Origin of the sequence: Serratia sp. SA088, assembly GCF_049065515.1 — a bacterium.
Classification (GTDB): Bacteria; Pseudomonadota; Gammaproteobacteria; order Enterobacterales; family Enterobacteriaceae; genus Serratia; species Serratia nematodiphila.
The window spans coordinates 168299-188126 of record NZ_JBAKGW010000010.1 but is presented as its reverse complement, the minus strand read 5'-3'; the positions used below and the strand labels follow the sequence as shown (position 1 = coordinate 188126).

16 protein-coding genes are annotated in these 19828 nt (G+C 54.1%); 7 read left to right on the top strand and 9 right to left on the bottom strand.

Going from position 1 to position 19828, the window contains the following annotated elements; genetic code table 11:
* Together ACOWVD_RS22145 and ACOWVD_RS22140 are read left to right on the top strand one after the other, a co-directional pair.
* Positions 1-192 (top strand): autotransporter outer membrane beta-barrel domain-containing protein (locus ACOWVD_RS22145; protein WP_197766334.1); only part of this gene is annotated, 192 nt, incomplete at its 5' end.
* Between the two features lie 454 nt (positions 193-646).
* Positions 647-1498, top strand: a complete 852-nt coding sequence (locus ACOWVD_RS22140) for a helix-turn-helix domain-containing protein (protein WP_044030074.1) — start codon at positions 647-649, stop codon at positions 1496-1498.
* Here the strand turns inward: ACOWVD_RS22140 and ACOWVD_RS22135 are convergent.
* The 7 genes from ACOWVD_RS22135 to ACOWVD_RS22105 all read right to left on the bottom strand — a co-directional run bounded on the left by ACOWVD_RS22135 (position 1488) and on the right by ACOWVD_RS22105 (position 9944).
* The gene (locus tag ACOWVD_RS22135; RefSeq protein ID WP_049240413.1) at positions 1488-3272 is read right to left on the bottom strand and encodes a hybrid sensor histidine kinase/response regulator; all 1785 of its coding nucleotides are present in this window, start codon (positions 3270-3272) and stop codon (positions 1488-1490) included. The genes ACOWVD_RS22140 and ACOWVD_RS22135 overlap by 11 nt on opposite strands.
* Complete coding sequence (locus ACOWVD_RS22130; RefSeq protein WP_033631849.1) at positions 3269-3763, bottom strand: molybdopterin-dependent oxidoreductase; 495 nt, start codon at positions 3761-3763, stop codon at positions 3269-3271. Before ACOWVD_RS22130 ends, ACOWVD_RS22135 begins: the two co-directional genes overlap by 4 nt.
* Positions 3764-3993: 230 nt before the next feature.
* Positions 3994-6330: a DUF4214 domain-containing protein gene (locus ACOWVD_RS22125; RefSeq protein ID WP_421105780.1), complete on the bottom strand. Its 2337-nt coding sequence runs from the start codon at positions 6328-6330 to the stop codon at positions 3994-3996.
* Positions 6331-6601: 271 nt separating this feature from the next.
* On the bottom strand, positions 6602-6895 hold the full coding sequence (locus tag ACOWVD_RS22120) for a hypothetical protein (protein ID WP_049240434.1): 294 nt from the start codon (positions 6893-6895) through the stop codon (positions 6602-6604).
* Positions 6896-7469: 574 nt separating this feature from the next.
* Entirely contained in the window at positions 7470-7772 is a 303-nt protein-coding gene (locus ACOWVD_RS22115) for a hypothetical protein (protein ID WP_049240435.1), read from the bottom strand.
* Positions 7773-8352: 580 nt separating this feature from the next.
* On the bottom strand, positions 8353-8643 hold the full coding sequence (locus ACOWVD_RS22110) for a hypothetical protein (protein ID WP_049240439.1): 291 nt from the start codon (positions 8641-8643) through the stop codon (positions 8353-8355).
* A 641-nt stretch (positions 8644-9284) separates the two neighbouring features.
* Positions 9285-9944 (bottom strand): LuxR C-terminal-related transcriptional regulator, encoded by a 660-nt coding sequence (locus tag ACOWVD_RS22105; RefSeq protein WP_197800620.1) that lies wholly within the window; start codon positions 9942-9944, stop codon positions 9285-9287.
* A gap of 899 nt (positions 9945-10843) precedes the next feature.
* Here ACOWVD_RS22105 and ACOWVD_RS22100 point away from each other — a divergent pair.
* Both ACOWVD_RS22100 and ACOWVD_RS22095 read left to right on the top strand, forming a co-directional pair.
* Positions 10844-12136, top strand: coding sequence for an HlyD family secretion protein (locus tag ACOWVD_RS22100; RefSeq protein ID WP_049240445.1), 1293 nt, complete (start codon positions 10844-10846; stop codon positions 12134-12136).
* Positions 12129-14249 carry a peptidase domain-containing ABC transporter gene (locus tag ACOWVD_RS22095; RefSeq protein ID WP_049240450.1) on the top strand — a complete coding sequence of 707 codons (2121 nt, stop codon included), beginning with the start codon at positions 12129-12131 and terminating at the stop codon, positions 14247-14249. Before ACOWVD_RS22100 ends, ACOWVD_RS22095 begins: the two co-directional genes overlap by 8 nt.
* A gap of 71 nt (positions 14250-14320) precedes the next feature.
* On the opposite strand, the gene gorA is transcribed toward ACOWVD_RS22095, so the two are convergent.
* Positions 14321-15673: a glutathione-disulfide reductase gene (gorA, locus tag ACOWVD_RS22090; RefSeq protein ID WP_021505213.1), complete on the bottom strand. Its 1353-nt coding sequence runs from the start codon at positions 15671-15673 to the stop codon at positions 14321-14323.
* A 130-nt stretch (positions 15674-15803) separates the two neighbouring features.
* Positions 15804-16646, bottom strand: a complete 843-nt coding sequence (locus tag ACOWVD_RS22085) for a 23S rRNA (adenine(2030)-N(6))-methyltransferase RlmJ (protein WP_004931012.1) — start codon at positions 16644-16646, stop codon at positions 15804-15806.
* A 135-nt stretch (positions 16647-16781) separates the two neighbouring features.
* Here ACOWVD_RS22085 and ACOWVD_RS22080 point away from each other — a divergent pair, with 135 nt between their 5' ends.
* The 3 genes from ACOWVD_RS22080 (at position 16782) to prlC (ending at position 19824) form a co-directional block, all read left to right on the top strand.
* Positions 16782-17186, top strand: coding sequence for an ASCH domain-containing protein (locus ACOWVD_RS22080; RefSeq protein WP_004931010.1), 405 nt, complete (start codon positions 16782-16784; stop codon positions 17184-17186).
* Between the two features lie 16 nt (positions 17187-17202).
* Positions 17203-17664: an HIT family protein gene (locus ACOWVD_RS22075; RefSeq protein WP_049240461.1), complete on the top strand. Its 462-nt coding sequence runs from the start codon at positions 17203-17205 to the stop codon at positions 17662-17664.
* Positions 17665-17781: 117 nt separating this feature from the next.
* Positions 17782-19824: an oligopeptidase A gene (prlC, locus tag ACOWVD_RS22070; RefSeq protein WP_049240463.1), complete on the top strand. Its 2043-nt coding sequence runs from the start codon at positions 17782-17784 to the stop codon at positions 19822-19824.
* Positions 19825-19828: the final 4 nt, after the last annotated feature.

Sequence of the window (19828 nt, the reverse complement as noted above, 5' to 3'; positions counted from 1 at the left end):
CTGCGGTTCAACGGCGGCAACGCGCCGTTCGTGGTGGACAGCGTGCCGGTGTCGCGTGACGGCATGGTGCTGAAGGCGGGGGCGGAAGTGGCGGTGAACGAGAACGCCACGCTGTCGCTGGGCTACGGCGGGCTGCTGTCGCAGAACCAYCAGGACAACAGCGTCAACGCCGGTTTCACCTGGCGCTTCTAAGCCAAGCGGTCATTACAAGGGTCAACGGAGCCGGCATGCCGGCTCCGTTTTTATTTGCGGCTGTGGGGTGAGAACGTATGATGGCCGGCTCCAGGGCAATAAAAAACCGGGACCCTGACGGATCCCGGCTTAAAAGTGGGTAAAACAGATTAGCGCTAAAGGCTCAAGCCCCGTTTTGCTTATGCAGTCCAAGCGATGTGAGCATCGTCTCAGTAGCGGCAACGGAACAAATTTTCCCTGGTGTTACTATGGTTATTATTAAAAATCATGCTGGTGTTATTTTTTATAGTGTATTGCTGTATGTCTCTTTTGATACCATGTTTGACGATACAACATGGTATGTCAAGCAACGTTTTTAACGCATAATTGCATGGGATGCTAGTTTTAGGTGTGGCTTTTTCAGCAGAAATAATCAAAACGACTGATAAATCAGTAAAAAAAATCGAAGGAACAAATGGATAACAATCATCAAAAATTCGATTCACAGTCGATTGCCAATCGGGTCAGGGAGCTGTTTTTACATTACGGGATTGGAAAACGTCAGCATGCCCGCGAACTCAGCCGCATCTTGGATCTGAGTTTTTCACATGCGCACCGCAAATTGAAAGGGCAGAGCCCCTGGACGCTGGAACAGATCAACAGCGTCGCGGCCGCGTTGGGAGAAACGCCGGCGGCGATCGCCGATTTGAGCGCCGAACACGAGACGACCGAGCCAAACATGGCGCGTGATGCCATCTTTTTCGTGGCGGGGGTGGCGATGCCTTGCGTCGGGCACATTGGCGATGAACTTTCTGCCGGGCGGCCGGCGGAATTTGTGGCGCTGCGTGTGGAGGGGCAATGGCATATCTATCGCGCCGATGAGGCGCCGGCAGGTCTGCGTTACGGCGTCGAACTGATAGAAATCCGGCCCGGCTACGGCGATGACGAGCGGTTGAGCATCGCGGTATTGGACGATTCGCATCAGGCGGCCGATGAGCTGGCCAAGTACCTCGGCGGCTGCGGTTTCAACGCAGTGGCGTTTTACGATGTCGACAGCTTCTGCCAAGCGTTGCAGCAAAGCCTGTTCGACGGTTACGTGGTGGACTGGCTGATCGGTGAGGAAACGGCGGATCGCTGTATCGCCACCATCCGCGCCTCCGACAACCCGGACGCGCCGGTACTGGTGCTGACCGGCGAACTGGGCACCGACCGACGCGAGTCGGAGATCGCTCAGGCGATGCGCGAGTACGATGTGCTCGGTCCTTATGAAAAACCGGTGCGGCTCCATGTGATCGAAGCCGCACTGCAACGCTGTTTTAATCTTTAGCGGGGAACACCTCGGCCAGTGCGCTCGACAGCGCATCCAGCCGAACCGGTTTCATCAGGTAGTTATCGAACAGGGCGCGCTGATCCGCCGTCAGCTGCTCCGGCGTATAGGCGCTGATGCCGATGATTGGCACATGGCGGTTGGGGCCGCGACGATTGCGCAGCTGCCTGGCCAGGGCGGCGCCGTCGATGCCCGGCATCTGCAGATCCAGCAACAGCGCGTCGTAAGGGCGTCTGAGCAGCTTCTGCAACGCGCGCTCCGGCGAGTCGCACAGTTCGTGCTGGTAGCCCAGTTTGTCCAGCAGCGCCGCAAAGGCGTCACCCACCGACTTGTTGTCATCCACCACCAGCACCTGCTGCGGCTTTTGCTGCAGGGGGGCATTGGCGGCGGCGGGCTCGTCGGCGCGCTCTTCTTCACTGATCTGCACCGGAATGCTGACGATAAAGGTGCTGCCTTTCTTGATTTCGCTGTACACCGTGATGGTGCCGTTGAGCAGCGTCACCAGGCCGTGTACGATCGCCAGCCCCATCCCCACGCCGGCATACTGTTTGGTATGCGACTGATCCAACTGGGTAAAGGGTTTGAAGATCTGATCGAGCTGGTCTTTTTCGATACCGATGCCGGTGTCGGTCACTTCGATGATCAACGAATTGCCGCCCGGCTGGCGGCGCAGGCAGCTGTGCAGCGTAATGCTGCCGCTTTCGGTGTATTTGTAGGCGTTGGTCAGCAGGTTGACGATAATCTGCCGGATGCGCAGCGGATCGGAGTGCACCAACAGGTGGCTGCACTCCACTTCGCAGCTCAGTTTGACCTGCTCTTTGCGGGTCAGGGTGGCGATTTCATTGGCGGTTTCCGCGATCAGCTTCTGCGCGTCGAACGGCACGATGCGCAATTCCATCATGCCGCTGTCGAGGTGCGCGTAGTCGGTCAGATCCTTCATCTGGCTTTCGATTTGCTGTGCGGCGGTCTCCAGCCGCTGGAAAGTGTCCGCATGTTCCGCCGACACCCGGGTGTTCACCAGCACGTCGATGGCCGACATCACGCTCTGCAATGAGGTGCGCAGCTCGTGGCCGATGGCGCCGAGAAAGGCGTTTTTGGTGCGTGTCGCTTTCTCCGCCTCAATGGCCTTGGCCTGCTGGCGAATGGTCAGCCGCTGCTGGCGGAACACGATCAGGGTGATGGCGATCAGCGCGATCACCGAGAACATGACGATCACCAGCCCATAGAAAATAATGTGCCGTTTCTCGATGTAGTCCTCATAGGCGGCGGTGCGCTGCTTCACCTCGGCGTGGTCGGTCAGGTTGGCCATTTCGATGGCGTAAGGCTTGATGGCCTTCATGGCCGCGAAAACCTGGCTGAAGTCGATTTTCGGGTTATCCAGCAGTTTATCGATGCGATCCATCTGCAGGCGCATCTGCTTGACCACTTCCGGGTAGCCCGGCTCGGCGTACAGCGGTTGCGTGGATTCGGAGACGGTTTCCAGCACGTAAAAGCGCGAATAGAGGATTTCGAATCGCAGCCGCAGGTTGTCGCTGTCCACCTGCGGCGCGTGGCTCTGCTGCTCGACGAACGTGTCGAATTCCGCCAGCTTGATGGAGAACTTGGCGATCGACCAGGAGTAATTCTCCTGCGTGCCGGCGATGGCATACAGCCCTTTTTTCGACAGGGTGGCGCTGTAGTAATAGAGCGTGACGGTCGAAGCCACTAAAAACAGCGCGGCAAAGATGGCCGGGATCGCCAGCCTGCTGCCGTTCTTAAAGGTCGTCAGCTTCATTTGATCACGATCCTGTCGACTTGCCAGATAAAGCGTGAATTGTACAACGGCGAGTTCAGTTCAGGCCCGGCGGCGTCGCGCGGGTAAACCAGGAACAGCGGGCCGAAGTTTCTGAGCTTCAGCATTTCCCCGTCCATCTTGTAGGCCAGGATCATGTTGTATTTCTTGACGTCGGACAGCGGCACGTCGATGTAATAATCGTTCAGCGCATAGAAAGTCAGCGTCTCGCCCTTGGCGCCGACGCGCTCCAGGATATCGGCCACCGAAATCCCTTCAAATTTTCTCTGCGGCGTCCAGGAGGTGGAGGTGGTGATGCTGCGCACCGGCATCGCCAACAGCTGCTTATCGGTGAACAGATAGCTTTTTTTGACCGGGTCGGTCACGTTGTCGATCTTGCCCGCCACTTCCAGGGTAAAGCTGAGCGCGCTGCTCTGGGCGATAATCAGGGCCACGCAGGCCATCGCAAGGGTTTTGCATAGTTTGAACAGCATCGGCGTTCTCCAGAGGCGCGGGGAGGTTTGTATCAGTCCCGCTAATTTATCAGGCAGAATAATGGCAGAAAATGGGGGAGCGTGTCGAAAAGAATGGTCGCCGCGCAAAAATTTGACGTATTTCCGGTTAGCGTTCAGGGAATAAGTCCGCGATTTCGCTGAATTGATATGCGCTAAAATAAAATCCTCCCCATTATAAAAATAATGGGGAGGCGGGTAAACGGCGCAACTTACGCTACGGCCAGCGCGTCGCCATGAACGTCATTGACGCCAACCAACTGAATATTATTGCCGTCAGCCTGCGAGAAATATAAATGATCGCTTCGGCCGACGCCGTTCAAAAATACCAACGTATCTGAACTGTCGAACTGCTTGTTATTGTTGTCATCAACAAACAGCAGCGTGCTGTTTTGGAAGCTGATCGCCCCGACGTTGCTGGAATCGAAGCTGAACTTGCCGATTTGCGTCAGGTCGCCAAACAGCTTGGCCAGCCCTTCCTCGTTGTGAGGGTAGTAATGGTTCAGCACATTGTTGACGTTGGTTTCAAACTGATAATAGCTGACTTTTTCCGTTTTCACGGCTTGTCCCTGGCTCTTGTCCATACTGACTGTGATCCCGGATTTCGCCAGCGTCAGCGTGTTGGCGGCATTGTCATCAAAGTTATCGACGCTCACGCCGCGATTGAGGTTGCTCTCGATGATATTGATGGACGAGACAGAGCCTTTGTTCGCGACGTATTCAACGTTGCCGCCAATGTTGATTTCACTGTTGCTGGCGCGCGCGCCGATAATCGTATGATCCTGGTCTGATGGGGATTGACCCATCGAACCGATGTAGACTTCCGCCGCGCGATCCGGCGTTTCAGATTGCAACAGGCTATACAGGATTTTGCTCAGCCCAAATTGATCCGACTGCGAAATGTCATAGGTCAACTTGACACCGTCGGTGGCTTTGCTCAGATCGATTTTCGACAAGTGGGTAAACTCGTCGGTGACAGACAGGCTGACGGTCTTATCGCCCGCGACGTCAATGCGGCCGATTTTTTCATTATGCCCGGTGAGTGCGACGCTGTTTTCGCCAAGTTCGCTGCCGATGGAGTCAATCGTCAGTTTGCTGACGTTGGCGTTGCGGCCGTCATCCGTGGACAGATTGATTTTGCCCGCGCCGAAGGAATCATAATCGATGCCCATCGAAGAGAGCGTGATTTTCAGGCTGGAAGACAGCACGTCAAACATGATTTCTTTACCGTCCACAAAGGGAGAGTTAAAGAAAATGTTGGCGGTATTGGCGCTGACGTCAGGAATGGAGGCGTCCCCGTATACCAGGTTTACCGTATCCTTTGAATTGACGGTCAGGTAGTTGAGGCTGTCCGCATAGTCGAGCTTGGCGTTTTGGTACTGCGCAATCGTCAGATAGATCGATTTTAACGTGGTCAGTTCCGCAGATGTTAAATCGTGCACTTTGGTGTCGTTGATATCCGACTGCAGGATGTCGTTGGATACGCTGATCTTGGCGCTTTGCGCATAGTTCAGGCTCTGCGCGATGTCTTTTTCGAACAGATGCTTTTGGATGATGATGTTTTGGTCATGTGAGTCGCTGTTGCGTAGAGACTCAATGATTTCCGTCGTGATTTTCGCCTTGTCGCCAATGCTGATGTAATGCGCCAGCTCTTCGGCGGAAGGCTGCTTACCGTATACACCCTGGTAAACCTGCGCAATGTACTCGTTGAGCGGCTTGTTGGTGGCCTTCTTGTTGAACTCATCGGTGTAGATGATTTTCCCCACCAGATCATCGAAGCCAAAGACCGCATCGTGCTTGCCCCAATATTGCAGGCCAAGTGCGTCGACGTCGCGGTTAGGCACGGCCAGGTATACCGAAGCCGCCTCTTCGCGGCTCACGGTATCGACGAGCGCGCCGTCGCTCTCTAACCGTGTCGCTTCCGCCAGCGCCGCCTGGGCGTTGACGTCGGAAGATGTAGCCACCGATTGCAGCACGTCGATCATGACCTGGCCGCGTTGAGCGCCGGCGGTGATTTCCGTCAGGTAGTGGTTCAGCTCAGCGGCTGTCGCGTCGCGTTGGTAAACGCTGTTGAAGACATGGTTGACGAAATCGCTATTATTCATAGCGGAGACTTTTTTGTTGCTGGCCACGATGCCGTTGGCGACCTCGAGCGTGCTTTTACCGGCGTCTAATTCAGCAGACCAAAACGGGGAGCCTACTTCATCCAGGACGCGTCCGAGCGAAAAGTAGAGGGCGGCGACGGTTTGTTCGTTGCTATCGGAGACCACGGCGGGAAACAGGCTGTCGTTGACCGTAGCATCGAAGGCTTGATAAGCGCTCAGCAACTGCAGATCCGGGCCGGAATATTCCATCAAATCGGTTAAAGCACCGGATATCCCGTCATAGAGGCCATTGGCCATATAGTGATCGATAGCGTTCTGATCGGGTGATTTTCCATATGCGTTCGCATATATCGTCGAGAAAATCTGCGTGTCGCTCATGCCGCCGTAAATGGCGCGCCCTTCACTGCTGTCTAAAAATGTTTTCACCAGATCAGCTGAACTCATGACGTTCTTTTCAAGCTGATTGCCGTAATAATCAAAGCCGTTCCCAGCCGTGCCTTTTTCGCTCCAGGTCTTATCAAAAATAGCGGTATAAATGCCTGTCGCTTGATATTGATAGGATAATGAGGACATACGTTACTCCTTTAAAGGGATTCCATCGGGTTTTTCAATAAGAAAGCGTCGGGGTTACGAAAGTGCGTTGATAACCAGATTTTCTTTGAGAGTAATAAACGAAAGGCTGGCGGAGCCAGCCTTTGAAATAAGTGCAACGAGATTAACCGTTGTTGGTGGAACCTGGCCCGAAGGTTTCGCGGTAGCTTTGCGCTAAATCAGCCACGGTTTCGCGGTCTGTCACCAGGCCGGTCACACCGCCGGCGATGGCACCCAATGTGGTTGGCACGATGATGCCGACCAGTTGGGAAAGCGCGCCGAAGCCAAAGCCGCCGGCGCCGCCCCATTTGCCGCCGATGGACATGCCGGTGGCTGCGCCGTCAACGATGCCCCAAATGGCACCGTCGAGCGTTGCGCCGTTGACTACTTCAACTTCCTGCACATTAAGTTCACGCATTTGTTATTTCCTTATGACTTAAGGATCTCGAATTTGAGACCGATTAACACCTTGTCATCGCGGTTTTTTTCCGCCACCTGACCCTCTGGCCTTATATCTCCAGAAGGGAAAGATTAATTGAGGGATAGATCTGTTTATCCTCTAAACACGGTCGCTTATCGCTACCCTATATATGGCTCAACTATAGGTATGACTCGTTATTGACGCCAATAGATACAAACGTGTTTTCATTCTTCCCTTGATAGCTTGAATCAATTGTTTTCTATAAGATCAAGTTATTCGCCTGCTATCGAGATATGTCTATGGGGCATTCCGAGATTAAAAATTGCATGACGCGCGTTTTTAGGTCGAAAGGTTATGTTGAGATACCGCAGGATTAGCGTTTTTATTATTTCTGATGGGAGTTAAATTGGTGTTTTTTTAGGGGGTGACGAGGTGAAATTATAGATAATATTTCTTTTACTTATATTATTAATGTGTTTCGCACGCTGTGCGGATATGTTGTCTCTTGCATCGTACTCCAGGCGAAACAGCAGCATGCGAAAAGGCTGGCGGAGCCAGCCTTCATGATGCATTAGATCAGCGAACCGTTGTTGGTGGAGCCTGGCCCGAAGGTTTCGCGATAGCTTTGGATCATGTCCGCAGCGGTTTCGCGGTCGGTCAGCAAACCGGTCACGCCGCCGGCTACGGCGCCCATTGCGGTCGGAACGATGATGCCGACCAGCTGCGACAGTGCACCGAAGCCCCAGCCGCCAGCGCCGCCCCATTTGCCGCCGATGGACATGCCGGTGGCTGCGCCGTCAACGATGCCCCAGATAGCGCCGTCGAGAGTTGCGCCATTGACTACTTCAACTTCTTGCACATTAAGTTCACGCATTTGCTATTTCCTTATGACTTAAAAATCTCGAACTTGAGACCGAATAACACCTTGTCGTTGCGGTTTTCACCGCCATCCATCCCTTAGCACGTGAGGGAAAGATTCCTTGAGGGAAACATCCGTTTTCCTCTTAATTTAGATGGAATTAAATTGTAGGGGCAACGTGCTTAAATATAGTTACCGTTTTTCATCTATTCCAATAGATACAAGCGAATTTTTAATTCTTTTTTGATAGATTAAATCAATTGTTTTTGCGAAGGTCAGGTTGTGCGAGCCTGTTAACGTGTCATTTTTGATGTCCTCCGAAATAAATTTAATGTGGTGAGGCGATTTGCCATGCGCCCCTCACTGTGAGCAGAGTGAATTTTATTTTTGGCTGCTTTTTTTTTATTATTCTCATGCACAGGGGCGTTAAAGGTAATAAATAGCGGAGAGTAATCTGCGGTTGATTGACATGCTGGAATAAAGAAAAAGATCGCGTTATTTTACAGGAAGAGCGTTGCGGCTTAAGGTTTACGGCGGGGGGTTTTTGTGTCACTTGCAGCCCAAAAGGCTGGCATAGCCAGCCTTTTGGTAAAGGTTAGTGGGTCGTTGAACCTGGCCCGAAGGTTTCGCGGTAGTTCTGCATCAGATCTGCAGTGGTTTCGCGGTCGGTCAGCAAACCGGTCACGCCGCCGGCTACAGCGCCCATAGCGGTCGGAACGATGATGCCGACCAGCTGCGACAGCGCGCCGAAGCCCCAGCCGCCGGCGCCGCCCCATTTGCCGCCGATGGACATGCCGGTGGCTGCGCCGTCAACGATGCCCCAGATAGCGCCGTCAAGTGTTGCGCCGTTGACTACTTCAACTTCTTGCACGTTAAGTTCACGCATTGTCATTTCCTTATTTTAGACATCTTAAGATTAGAGTTTACTGCCTAATAACGCGTCGTGATTGCGGTTTTAACCGCAGCCCATCCTGTGATGATAAATATCTTCCTTAGGCGTGGACTATAAAGGAAAACCTTATCACTAAGATTTTCCTTTAATCGGTAATGAACTGACGATAGGCAGAATTTGGCCGCGCCTTTCTTTACCTAAGTTAAATATAGTAGTAGGAAAAGAACGCTTCCAATAGATACTAACAGCTGATATTTTATTTATTGATAGATTAAATCAATTTAATTATCACCAGAGCCGGCGAGTTGCTCTGTCTGGCAGGTGAGAGAAAAGGCTTGGCGGAGAATAAATTTTAATTATTTTTACAGAGGAAAGAAACTCGTGACGACAGCTGCTTCTTTGAGGGGATGTTTTATTATATTAAACTTTGGTTTTATTATTCTTAATAAAAAGGCGTGAATGTCAGACTGCAATATGCGTTTGGTCATGGATGTTTGGCGCGCTACGCGTGATGAATCGTCTGGATAAGGGAGAGCGTGTCAGTGAGAGCGGGATATAGGCAAGAACGGTACCGATGCTTCGGTAGGCGGCGCGAGTCCAGATGGCGAAAGATCGCGGAGAAAATGAGCGAGAGGCTACCAGCTTATTTCTTTTATGAATTTTAATACTCGATGAAAGTCGTGCGTGCTCTTGATGTTCATTTTTCTCATCGCGTTGCCTTTGTGCGTTTGCGCCGTTTTGTAGCTTATGCCGATTTTTTTTGCGATCTCTCGCAGACTCATCCCGTGAGAGAATAGGTAGATAACCATGGCCTCACTCTTGGTGAAATCCTGATTTTCATCTGTCTTAATGAGCCTTTGCTTCAACTTTTGTTCGTGGACGTGCAACTCTGTTGTGAAGACCTGAGCTATCTTATCTGTAATGTTTTTAACCGTTTCGTTCTTGTAAATAAATGAAATGGCACCCATTTTCTCAGAGAAACTGATGACATACCCGCTAGTGATAGAGGTGAAAATGACGAGGCCGACTTTTTTCCATGTTTTTTTATTTTTTTTTATAAATGACAACCCCGAAAAAAGATCGTTGTTCTTATCCATCAGGTCCATGAAAACCATATCCATATCATTGGATTTTATGATCTCCTGTAATGTTTCCAGCGATTCGGTGTCATAAACGGTGCTCACCTGCGGTATGTCGAGTAACATATCGATCAGAACGTTTGATATCAGTGATTGCGGTTCGAAAATAGCCACTTTCTTTACTGATTTCAGGGGGCTTTTAACATCCTTTATCAATGACACCATTCCTCCCAGAAAATCGAAGTGCGAAAATTAATCAGAAAACACTCTCATTATGCCAGAGAGCATGAGTTGAAAAAGTAGGATTTATCATCGTAGGCTGAAATTTGAGAAGAATTTACAGATATTCACAACTTCAACTTTTTCTATGGATAGTGTTTTTTCGTAAAAAAGATTGGAGAGTGAAAATACCATTTGAGCACACAACGTGAAACCCGCGTCCTTTGGGTAAGACCGCCACCACGTTGGCATTGGGGTAATGCATCTTTAGCGTCCTTGACCATTGTTCGGCATCCGCTTCTTTCATAGCAAATCCTTTTCCATATCACTCGGTTTGTTTCTTCATTGAAACTAAATCAATTTATTATTTTGCAATTTTTCAAAAGTAAGGTTAATCGTTCCGTAATCATAATCATAATCATAGTGGCAAGATAGGGTTTTCTCAATCATTAACAAAGCTAACCATTAGCATGTATTACTGTATTCGCCTTGATTTTATAAGAATAGTGCAAGATTTGAGGGTTGGTTTTTGTGATATCGGGTCAATCTTTTTGTTTTTCATGAGGAAAAAAAAGTTTGGTAATGAAGGTGGTTTTTTTTATTTTGATTAAATTAAGAATTTATCTCTCGTCTTAATTTTGCATAAAAATGTAATATTTTTTAACATTAGGACATATCTTAATGTGTGGCGTGGTGTTTTTTATTAACTGCTGTTTTTTCATAAGGTTATGTGACTTGTTTTCTAGGGTGATGAAATAGTCGCCTGGCGGATTTTTATGAGATTCATCTTGGTTTTTTAAAATCAAATGAAAAAAAACTGTAGCCGCCAACAAATGAATTGACGGAACATTTATGTGTGGATATCTTCTGGCGATTAAAAACGGGAAAGAGTTACCATGGACCAAAGGGAATTGTTTCGGCAAGAGGCTGTAAATCATCAGCGCTCTAAATGGGCGGGTAAAGCACTGCTTATTTCAGGTTTGCCTGCGTGGGCAATTGCTTGTGTTTCTGCTGCTTTTATTATCGCTTTACTTATTTTTCTTATATTCGGCAACTACACCCGGCGTATCAATGTCTCCGGTGAAGTCACCACGTTGCCGCGCTCGGTGAATATTTTCGCCGCCCAGCAAGGATTTATTTCACAACGTTTTGTTAACGTCGGCGATCAGGTGAAAAAGGGGCAGCGTCTCTATCAAATCGATGTCAGCCGCGTGACGGATTCCGGCGTCGTCAGCGCCAATACCCGGCAGGCTATTGAAAGCCAAGTGGCGCAGATCGACAATATCATCCAGAAATTGCAGGCTAACAAGCGCGCGACGGTAGACAATCTTTCAGCGCAAAAGGCGCAGTATGAGATAGCGCATAAGCAATCGCAGCAATTGGTGGAAAATTCTCGCCGCGGTGTGGAATCCATGCGTCGCACTATGGATAGCTATGGTGAATACCAGCGTCGCGGCTTGATCAACAAAGACCAGCTGAATAACCAAAGCTATCTGTATTATCAACAACAAAGCGCATTTCAAAATCTGTACAGTCAAAGTATTCAGGAATCGTTGCAAATCGCCAACCTGGGCAGCGATATCGTCACTCGCGCCGCCGATTTTGATAATCAAATCTCGCAATATGAACTCCAACGCGAAGATCTGCAGAGGCGCCTTTCCGAAGCGGACGCCAGCGGCGCGCTGATAATCAATGCGCCAACCGATGGGCGTGTGGAATCGCTCAGCGTGACGCCGGGGCAAATGGTGAATATCGGCGACAGCCTGGCGCAATTAATCCCAAGCAACAAGGCCGTGTATTATTTGGTGCTGTGGCTGCCAAACAGCAGCGTGCCTTATGTCAATGTCGGCGATAACATCAATATTCGTTATGACGCTTTCCCGTTTGAGAAATTTGGTCAGTTCCCGGGAAGAATCGAGACCATTTCTTATCTTCCGGCCTCCACGCAAGAAATGTCCACCTACAGCAGTTCGCCTATTCGCCAGTCCACCGAGATCACCGAGTCCTATTACAAAGTGTTGGTGGCGCTGGATAATACGCAATTTGGCTACCAGGGGAAAACGCTGCGTCTGTCGAGCGGCATGAAATCGCAAACCACCCTGTTCCTGGAGAAGCGCCCAATTTATCAGTGGATGTTCTCGCCGTTCTACGACCTGAAGAAAAGTTTAATGGGGCCGATCCATGAATAAAACGCCATTTGAAACCATTACCAGCAGGCTGAATCTGGCCCTGAGAAAAAAAGTGCCGCAGATCCTGCAAACGGAAGCGGCGGAATGCGGCTTGGCCAGCCTGGCGATGGTGTGCGGTTATTACGGCATGAACGTCGACCTGTTCAATCTGCGGCAGAAATACGGCATCTCTTCCCGCGGCGCGACGCTGAGCGCACTGATTGATATCGCGACTTCGCTCAATTTGAAAACGCGGGCGCTTTCTCTCAGCATCGATGAAATCAAAGAGTTGAAAACGCCGTGCATTCTGCATTGGGATATGAACCATTTCGTGGTGCTGGTCGGCGTGCGCGGTAACCGCATTACCATTCACGATCCCGCGTTTGGCCGCCGGGTGGTCGGGCTGCAAGAGCTCTCGCTGCATTTTACCGGCGTGGCGTTGGAAGCCTGGCCGGGCAGCGAATTCACGCCCGTTACGCAACAGAGCAAACTGCATATTCGCACGTTGCTGCGTAACGTCAGCGGTTTGAAGAGCGCGCTGATAAAAATCTTCTGCCTGTCCGTGGTGATTGAGGCGATCAACTTGCTGATGCCGGTCGGCACCCAGCTGGTTATGGACCATGTGATACAGGCGGGCGACCACGACCTGCTGGCGCTGATCTGCATCGGGCTGCTGTTCTTTATCCTGTTCCGCACCTGCGTCGGGATGCTGCGTTCGTGGACTTCGATCGTGATGGGTTCGCTGATTGATGTGCAATGGAAAGCGGGGTTGTTCGATCACCTGATGAAATTGCCGTTGGCGTATTTCGAAAAGCGCAAGCTGGGGGATATTCAGTCGCGTTTCGGCTCGCTGGACACCATTCGCAGCACCTTTACCAACAGTATCGTCAGCAGCATCATCGACGGCATCATGTCGGTCGGCGTATTTATCATGATGTTGATGTACGGCGGATGGCTGGTTTGGGTGGTACTGGGCTTTACCGCTATCTACGTCGTGCTGCGCCTGTCGACCTATCAGCGCTATCGTCAGGCGTCGGAAGAAAAGCTGGTCAAAGGCGCCAAGGCGGGTTCGCACTTCATGGAGACGCTGTACGGCGTCGGCACCCTGAAGGCGCTCGGCCTGGCGGGCACTCGCTCGCAATACTGGCTTAACCTGAATATCGACACCACGAACGCCGGCATTCGACTGACCAAGCTGGATATGATGTTTGGCGGCGTCAATACGCTGATCAGCACCTGCGATCAGGTGATCATCTTGTGGTTGGGCGCTTCGCTGGTGATCGATAACCAGATGACGCTGGGGATGTTTGTGGCGTTCAACGCCTACCGCGGGCAGTTTTCCGACCGCGCCTCCAATCTGATCGACATGGTGCTTCAGCTCCGCATGTTGAGCTTGCATAACGAGAGGGTGGCGGACATCGTGCTGTCGGAGCCGGAGAAACAGATGCCGGCGCGTCAGCTGTTCGCCCCCAACGAAGCGGCGTCGTTTGAAGTGCGGGATCTCTATTATCAATACGACAATCTGTCAAAACCGGTGATTGCCGGGATCAGTTTAAGCATTGAAGCGGGTGACAGCGTTGCGATTGTTGGGCCGTCCGGCATTGGTAAAACCACGCTGATGAAACTGATGAGCGGTTTGCTGGATCCGACCAGCGGCGCGCTATTCATCAATGGGTTGAATATTCATGATATTGGCATCAACAACTATCGCCAATGCATCGCCTGTGTGCTGCAAGACGATAAGCTGTTCTCCGGTTCGATCGCGGAGAATATCGCCGGTTTCGATCCTACGCCGAATCTGGAGCTGATTGTGGCTTGCACCAGCCATTGCAATATTCACGACGACATTATGCGGATGCCGATGGGTTATGAAACGCTGGTCGGCGAATTGGGCGGTAGCTTGTCCGGGGGGCAAAAACAGCGCCTGCTGATTGCCCGGGCGCTATATCGCCGGCCCAATATTCTGTTTATGGACGAAGCGACCAGTCATTTGGACCTGGCCAATGAAGCGCATATCAATAACGCTATCGCCGCGTTAAAAATTACGCGCATCATCATCGCGCATCGGCCTTCCACCATCGCTTCCGCCAATCGGGTCATCGAGTTGAGCCCTGTGGGCGCACATCAGGCTTAACCTCGCTGGAACATAAAAAAGCCAGGCGCTTTCGCACCTGGCTTTTTTTCCGGTATAGCGATGCTGAAGCCTCAGCGCATGGTGACGAACTCTTCCGCCGCAGTCGGGTGGATAGCCACGGTGTTGTCGAAGTCCTTCTTGGTGGCGCCCATCTTCACCGCCACCGCGAAGCCCTGCAGGATCTCGTCCATGCCGAAGCCGATGCCGTGCAGGCCGACGATTTTCTCTTCTTTACCCGCGCACACCAGCTTCATGCGGCACGGCTGGCGGTGCTGCGTCACGGCGCTGTACATGGCGGTGAAGGAGGATTTGTACACCTTCACGTTGTCCGCACCGAACTTCTCGATGGCTTCCGGCTCGGTCAGGCCGACGGTGCCGATCGGCGGGTGGCTGAACACCACGGTGGCGATGTTGCTGTAGTCCAGGTGTTCGTCCGGCTTGTTGTTGAACAGGCGCTCGGACAGACGGCGGCCGGCGGCCACGGCGACCGGGGTCAGCTCTACCGCGCCGGTGTTGTCACCCACCGCGTAGATGCCTTTGACGTTGGTGTTCTGGAACTTATCGACGTCGATGTAGCCTTTCTCATTGGTTTTCACCCCGGTAACGCCGAGGTTCAGGTTGTCGGTCGCCGGTTCGCGGCCGATGGCCCAGATCAGGCAGTCGACGGTGAATGCTTTGCCGTTTTCCAGCTGCAGCGTCAGGCTGCCGTCGGCGTTCTTGACGATCGCTTTCGGCACCGATTCGGTGTGCAGGCTCGGCCCTTCGGTGTTCATCACTTCCACCAGGGTTTCGACGATCATCGGATCGAAGCTGCGCAGCGGCGCGTGCTTGCGCACGAACAGGTGCGTTTCCGCGCCCAGCGCGTTCAGCACGCCGGCGATTTCCACGGCGATATAGCCGGCGCCCACCACGGCGACGCGTTTCGGCATGGCGTCCAGCTCAAAGAAGCCGTCGGAGTCGATGCCGTATTCGGCGCCCGGAATAGCCGGATGGCTCGGGCGGCCGCCGGTGGCGATCAGGATGTGATCGGCGGTGATGGTCTCGCCGTTCACTTCCACGGTGTGCGCATCCACGAAGCGCGCGAAGCCTTTGATCACGTCGACCTTGTTCTTGCCCAGCACGTTATCGTAGGAGTTGTGGATGCGATCGATATAGGCGGTGCGGTTGGCGACCAACTTTTTCCAGTCGAAGGCGTTGACGGTGGTGTCGAAGCCGTAGTCCGGGCCGTACTGATGGATAGCCTCGGCGATCTGCGCCGCGTGCCACATGACTTTTTTCGGTACACAACCCACGTTTACACAGGTGCCGCCCAGCTCTTTGGCTTCAATCAGCGCACACTTTTGGCCGTACATGGCTGCCCGGTTGATCGATGCGATACCGCCGCTGCCGCCGCCAATTGCTAGATAATCGTAATGTTTCGTCATCTGGGATTTCCATGAGTTGTGAATTTGAAGAGGGTAAGAGTTTAACGCCTGACCGGGGTTTGTCGCAAAGATTGCGTCGATGGCTGCGATAGGTGGACGCAGGGCGCGGCAAACCGCGCCCTGATGGGGTTTATTCCGGTACCACCCAGTTCACCAGATGGTGACCGATGCCCGATGGCACCAGCACCTTGTGCAGCCACGGCAGCACGTTCTTCATCTGCTGTTCCAGCTTCCACGGCGGGTTGATGACGATCATACCGGAGGCGGTCATGCCGCGCTGATCGCTGTCGGGTTTCACCGCCAGCTCGATCTGCAGGATGCGGCGAATGCCGGTGGCTTCCAGATCGCGCAGCATGCGTTTGATCTGCTGGCGCATCACCACCGGGTACCACAGCGCATAGGTGCCGGTGGCGAAACGCTTGTAGCCTTCCTGAATGCCTTTGACCACGTCCTGGTAATCGGTCTTCATTTCATACGGCGGATCCATCAGGATCAGGCCGCGGCGCGACAGTGGCGGCAGCTGGGATTTCAGCTGCTGATAGCCGTCGGCGCGCTGCACTTTGGCGCGCTCGTCTTTCTGGAATTCGCTGCGCAGCAGCGGGTAGTCGCTCGGGTGCAGCTCGGTCAGGTGGATTTTGTCCTGCGGGCGCAGCAGCTGGCGGGCGATCAGCGGCGAGCCGGGATAGTAGCGCAGCGTGCCGGAACGGTTGAAGTTGTGCACCACGCTCATGTAGGCCGCCAGCTCTTCCGGCAGATCGTCGCGTTGCCACAGCAAGCCGATGCCTTCCAGGTATTCGCCGGTGCGCTCGGCGTGTTCGCCGCTGAGCTGATAACGGCCCGCGCCCGAGTGGGTATCCAGATACAGGAACGGCTTCTCTTTTTCCTTCAGCGACTCGATGATCAGGCTCTGAACGGTGTGCTTGAGCACGTCGGCGTGGTTGCCGGCGTGGAAACTGTGGCGATAACTTAACATGACGGGTGGCGGTTCCTTGTGCTCCGCAGGCGGAGCATTCAATGCAATAAGGCTTATAATCTGCACAGTATAAACTGTCTGGCCGGGAAAAACCGGACTCCGTTGCCGCAGACGTTAACAGAAAGGGACAGGACGATGAGCAAACAGGCGATTTTGGCGAATTACCCCGACGCGGCGCGCTGGGCATTCGGCGACGGCCCCGCGTTAGCCGACGAACTGCTGGGATTGGTGCTGAGCGGGGATAAAACCGCCACCTGCAGTTCCTATGCGAGCTATCGTCGGGAACAAACCCCGCGGATCGGCGATTACAGCATCGTTCTCGATGGCCGCGGCGAACCGGCCTGCGTGATCAGAACCCTGGCGCTGCGCCTGGTGCGCTACGACCAGGTGACCGCCGAGATGGCGGCCAAAGAGGGCGAAGGCGACAAAAGCCTGGCGTTTTGGCGCCAGGGGCATCAAGAGTTCTTTACCCGCGAGGGTACCTTTGCGCCGGACATGTGGCTGGTGTTCGAAGAGTTCGAATGGGTTGAAACGCTGTGAATCACAAGGAGAAAGGATGAGCTGCATTTTTTGCGACATCGTGGCGGGCAAGGCGCCGTGCCATAAAATCTGGGAAGACGACGACCATTTGGCGTTCCTGTCCATCTTTCCCAATACCGACGGTTTCAGCGTGGTGATCCCCAAGGCGCACCACCCGAGCTACGCGTTTGATCTGCCGGACGAGGTGCTGAGCGCGCTGATGCTGGCGACCAAGCGGGTGGCGCGGCAGCTGGACCGCGCGTTCGACGACGTCGGCCGCTGCGGCATGGTGTTCGAGGGCTACGGCGTCGACCATGTGCACGCCAAACTGATCCCGCTGCACGGCACCGCGTCGCTGGAGCAGTGGCGGCCGATCGAATCGACCTCGCCGAAGTTTTTCACGCGTTACGAGGGCTATATCTCCTCCCACGACGCCGCGCGCGCCGACGACGAGCAGCTGGCGGCGCTGGCCGCCCGCATCCGCCAAAGCGCCATTTAAGGCACGAACGATCAACGCCGGGCATTGATTTTCCTGCTGTCTGGCTCCATGTTAGAGATTCATACGCATTTTAAGGCTCGCCCGTGCGGCGTGCCCAACGCTAATCAGGACTGCCCTATGACAAATCCGTTGCTGACCCCGTTTTCCCTGCCGCCTTTCTCGGCGATCCGCCCTGAAGATATCGTGCCAGCGGTGCAATCCGCGCTGGCGGACTGCCGCGCCGCGGTAGAGCGCGTGGTCGCGCAGCCGGGCCCGTTCACCTGGGACAATCTGTGTCAGCCGTTGGCGGAGTCGGACGATCGCCTGTCGCGCATCTGGTCGCCGATCGGGCACCTGAACTCGGTGAAAAACAGCCCGGAGCTGCGCGCCGCCTATGAGCAGGCGTTGCCGCTGCTGTCCGAGTACGGCACCTGGGTCGGCCAGCACGAAGGGCTGTACCAGGCCTACCGCAGCCTGAAAGAGGGCGCGGCGTTCGAGGCGCTGAGCGTGCCGCAGCGCAAGGCGGTGGATAATGCGCTGCGCGATTTCGAACTGTCGGGCATCGGCCTGTCGGCGGATAAACAGCAGCGCTACGGCGAGATCGTCGCGCGCCTGTCCGAACTGGGTTCCACCTACAGCAATAACGTGCTCGACGCCACCATGGGCTGGAGCAAACTGATTACCGACGAAGCGGAACTGAGCGGCCTGCCGGAAAGCGCTCTGGCACAGGCGCAGGCGATGGCGCAGGCCAAAGAGCAAGACGGCTGGTTGCTGACGCTGGACATGCCGAGCTACCTGCCGGTGCTGACCTACGCCGACAACCGCGCGCTGCGTGAAGAGATGTACCGCGCCTTCGCTACCCGCGCCTCCGATCAGGGGCCGAACGCCGGCAAATGGGACAACAGCGAAGTGATGGCGGAAACGCTGGCGCTGCGCCATGAGCTGGCTCAGCTGCTGGGCTTCGCCACCTACGCCGACAAGTCGCTGGCGACCAAGATGGCGGAAAGTCCGGAGCAGGTGATCGGCTTCCTGAGCGATCTGGCCAAGCGCGCCCGCCCGCAGGCCGAGCAGGAGCTGGCGCAGCTGCGCGCCTTCGCCAAACAGCACTATGGCGTGGACGAGCTCGAAGCCTGGGACATCACCTATTACGGCGAAAAACAGAAACAGCACCTGTTCTCCATCAGCGACGAGCAACTGCGCCCGTACTTCCCGGAACAGCGGGTGGTGGAAGGGCTGTTCGAAGTGGTGAAACGCATCTACGGCATCACCGCCAAAGAGCGTAAAGACGTCGAGACCTGGCATCCGGACGTGCGCTTCTTCGATCTGTTCGACGCTAACGGCGAGCTGCGCGGCAGTTTCTACCTCGATCTGTACGCCCGCGAAAACAAACGCGGCGGCGCCTGGATGGACGACTGCGTCGGCAGCCTGCGCAAGGCCGACGGCACGTTGCAAAAACCGGTCGCTTACCTGACCTGCAACTTCAACCGCCCGCTGGGCGACCAGCCGGCGCTGTTCACCCATAACGAAGTGACCACGCTGTTCCACGAGTTCGGCCACGGTCTGCACCACATGCTGACGCAGATCGATACCGCCGGCGTCTCCGGCATCAACGGGGTGCCGTGGGATGCGGTCGAGCTGCCGAGCCAGTTTATGGAAAACTGGTGCTGGGAGCCGGAAGCGCTGGCGTTTATCTCCGGCCACTACCAGAGCGGCGAGCCGCTGCCGAAGGAAATGCTCGACAAGCTGCTGGCGGCCAAGAATTACCAGGCGGCGCTGTTCATTCTGCGCCAGCTGGAGTTCGGTCTGTTCGATTTCCGCATGCACTTCGAATACAGTCCGGAGAAAGGGGCGCAGATCCTGCCGACGCTGGCGGAAGTGAAGAAAATGGTGGCGGTGGTGCCTTCGCCGAGCTGGGGCCGCTTCCCGCACGCCTTCAGCCACATCTTCGCCGGCGGCTACGCGGCGGGTTACTACAGCTACCTGTGGGCGGAAGTGCTGTCGGCCGACGCCTACTCGCGCTTCGAAGAAGAGGGGATTTTCAACGCCGAGACCGGCAAATCCTTCCTCGACAACATCCTGTCGCGCGGCGGTTCGGAAGAGCCGATGGCGCTGTTCAAACGCTTCCGTGGCCGCGAGCCGCAGCTGGATGCTATGCTGCGCCATTACGGCATTAAAGGATAACCCG

Excerpts from the sequence above, each read along its gene's own strand:
- ACOWVD_RS22140 (WP_044030074.1), top strand. The coding sequence starts at position 647 with ATGGATAACAATCATCAAAAATTCGATTCACAGTCGATTGCCAATCGG.
- ACOWVD_RS22135 (WP_049240413.1), bottom strand. The coding sequence starts at position 3,272 with ATGAAGCTGACGACCTTTAAGAACGGCAGCAGGCTGGCGATCCCGGCC.
- ACOWVD_RS22130 (WP_033631849.1), bottom strand. The coding sequence starts at position 3,763 with ATGCTGTTCAAACTATGCAAAACCCTTGCGATGGCCTGCGTGGCCCTG.
- ACOWVD_RS22125 (WP_421105780.1), bottom strand. The coding sequence starts at position 6,330 with ATGAGTTCAGCTGATCTGGTGAAAACATTTTTAGACAGCAGTGAAGGG.
- ACOWVD_RS22120 (WP_049240434.1), bottom strand. The coding sequence starts at position 6,895 with ATGCGTGAACTTAATGTGCAGGAAGTTGAAGTAGTCAACGGCGCAACG.
- ACOWVD_RS22115 (WP_049240435.1), bottom strand. The coding sequence starts at position 7,772 with ATGCGTGAACTTAATGTGCAAGAAGTTGAAGTAGTCAATGGCGCAACT.
- ACOWVD_RS22110 (WP_049240439.1), bottom strand. The coding sequence starts at position 8,643 with ATGCGTGAACTTAACGTGCAAGAAGTTGAAGTAGTCAACGGCGCAACA.
- ACOWVD_RS22100 (WP_049240445.1), top strand. The coding sequence starts at position 10,844 with ATGGACCAAAGGGAATTGTTTCGGCAAGAGGCTGTAAATCATCAGCGC.
- ACOWVD_RS22095 (WP_049240450.1), top strand. The coding sequence starts at position 12,129 with ATGAATAAAACGCCATTTGAAACCATTACCAGCAGGCTGAATCTGGCC.
- gorA (WP_021505213.1), bottom strand. The coding sequence starts at position 15,673 with ATGACGAAACATTACGATTATCTAGCAATTGGCGGCGGCAGCGGCGGT.
- ACOWVD_RS22085 (WP_004931012.1), bottom strand. The coding sequence starts at position 16,646 with ATGTTAAGTTATCGCCACAGTTTCCACGCCGGCAACCACGCCGACGTG.
- ACOWVD_RS22080 (WP_004931010.1), top strand. The coding sequence starts at position 16,782 with ATGAGCAAACAGGCGATTTTGGCGAATTACCCCGACGCGGCGCGCTGG.
- ACOWVD_RS22075 (WP_049240461.1), top strand. The coding sequence starts at position 17,203 with ATGAGCTGCATTTTTTGCGACATCGTGGCGGGCAAGGCGCCGTGCCAT.
- prlC (WP_049240463.1), top strand. The coding sequence starts at position 17,782 with ATGACAAATCCGTTGCTGACCCCGTTTTCCCTGCCGCCTTTCTCGGCG.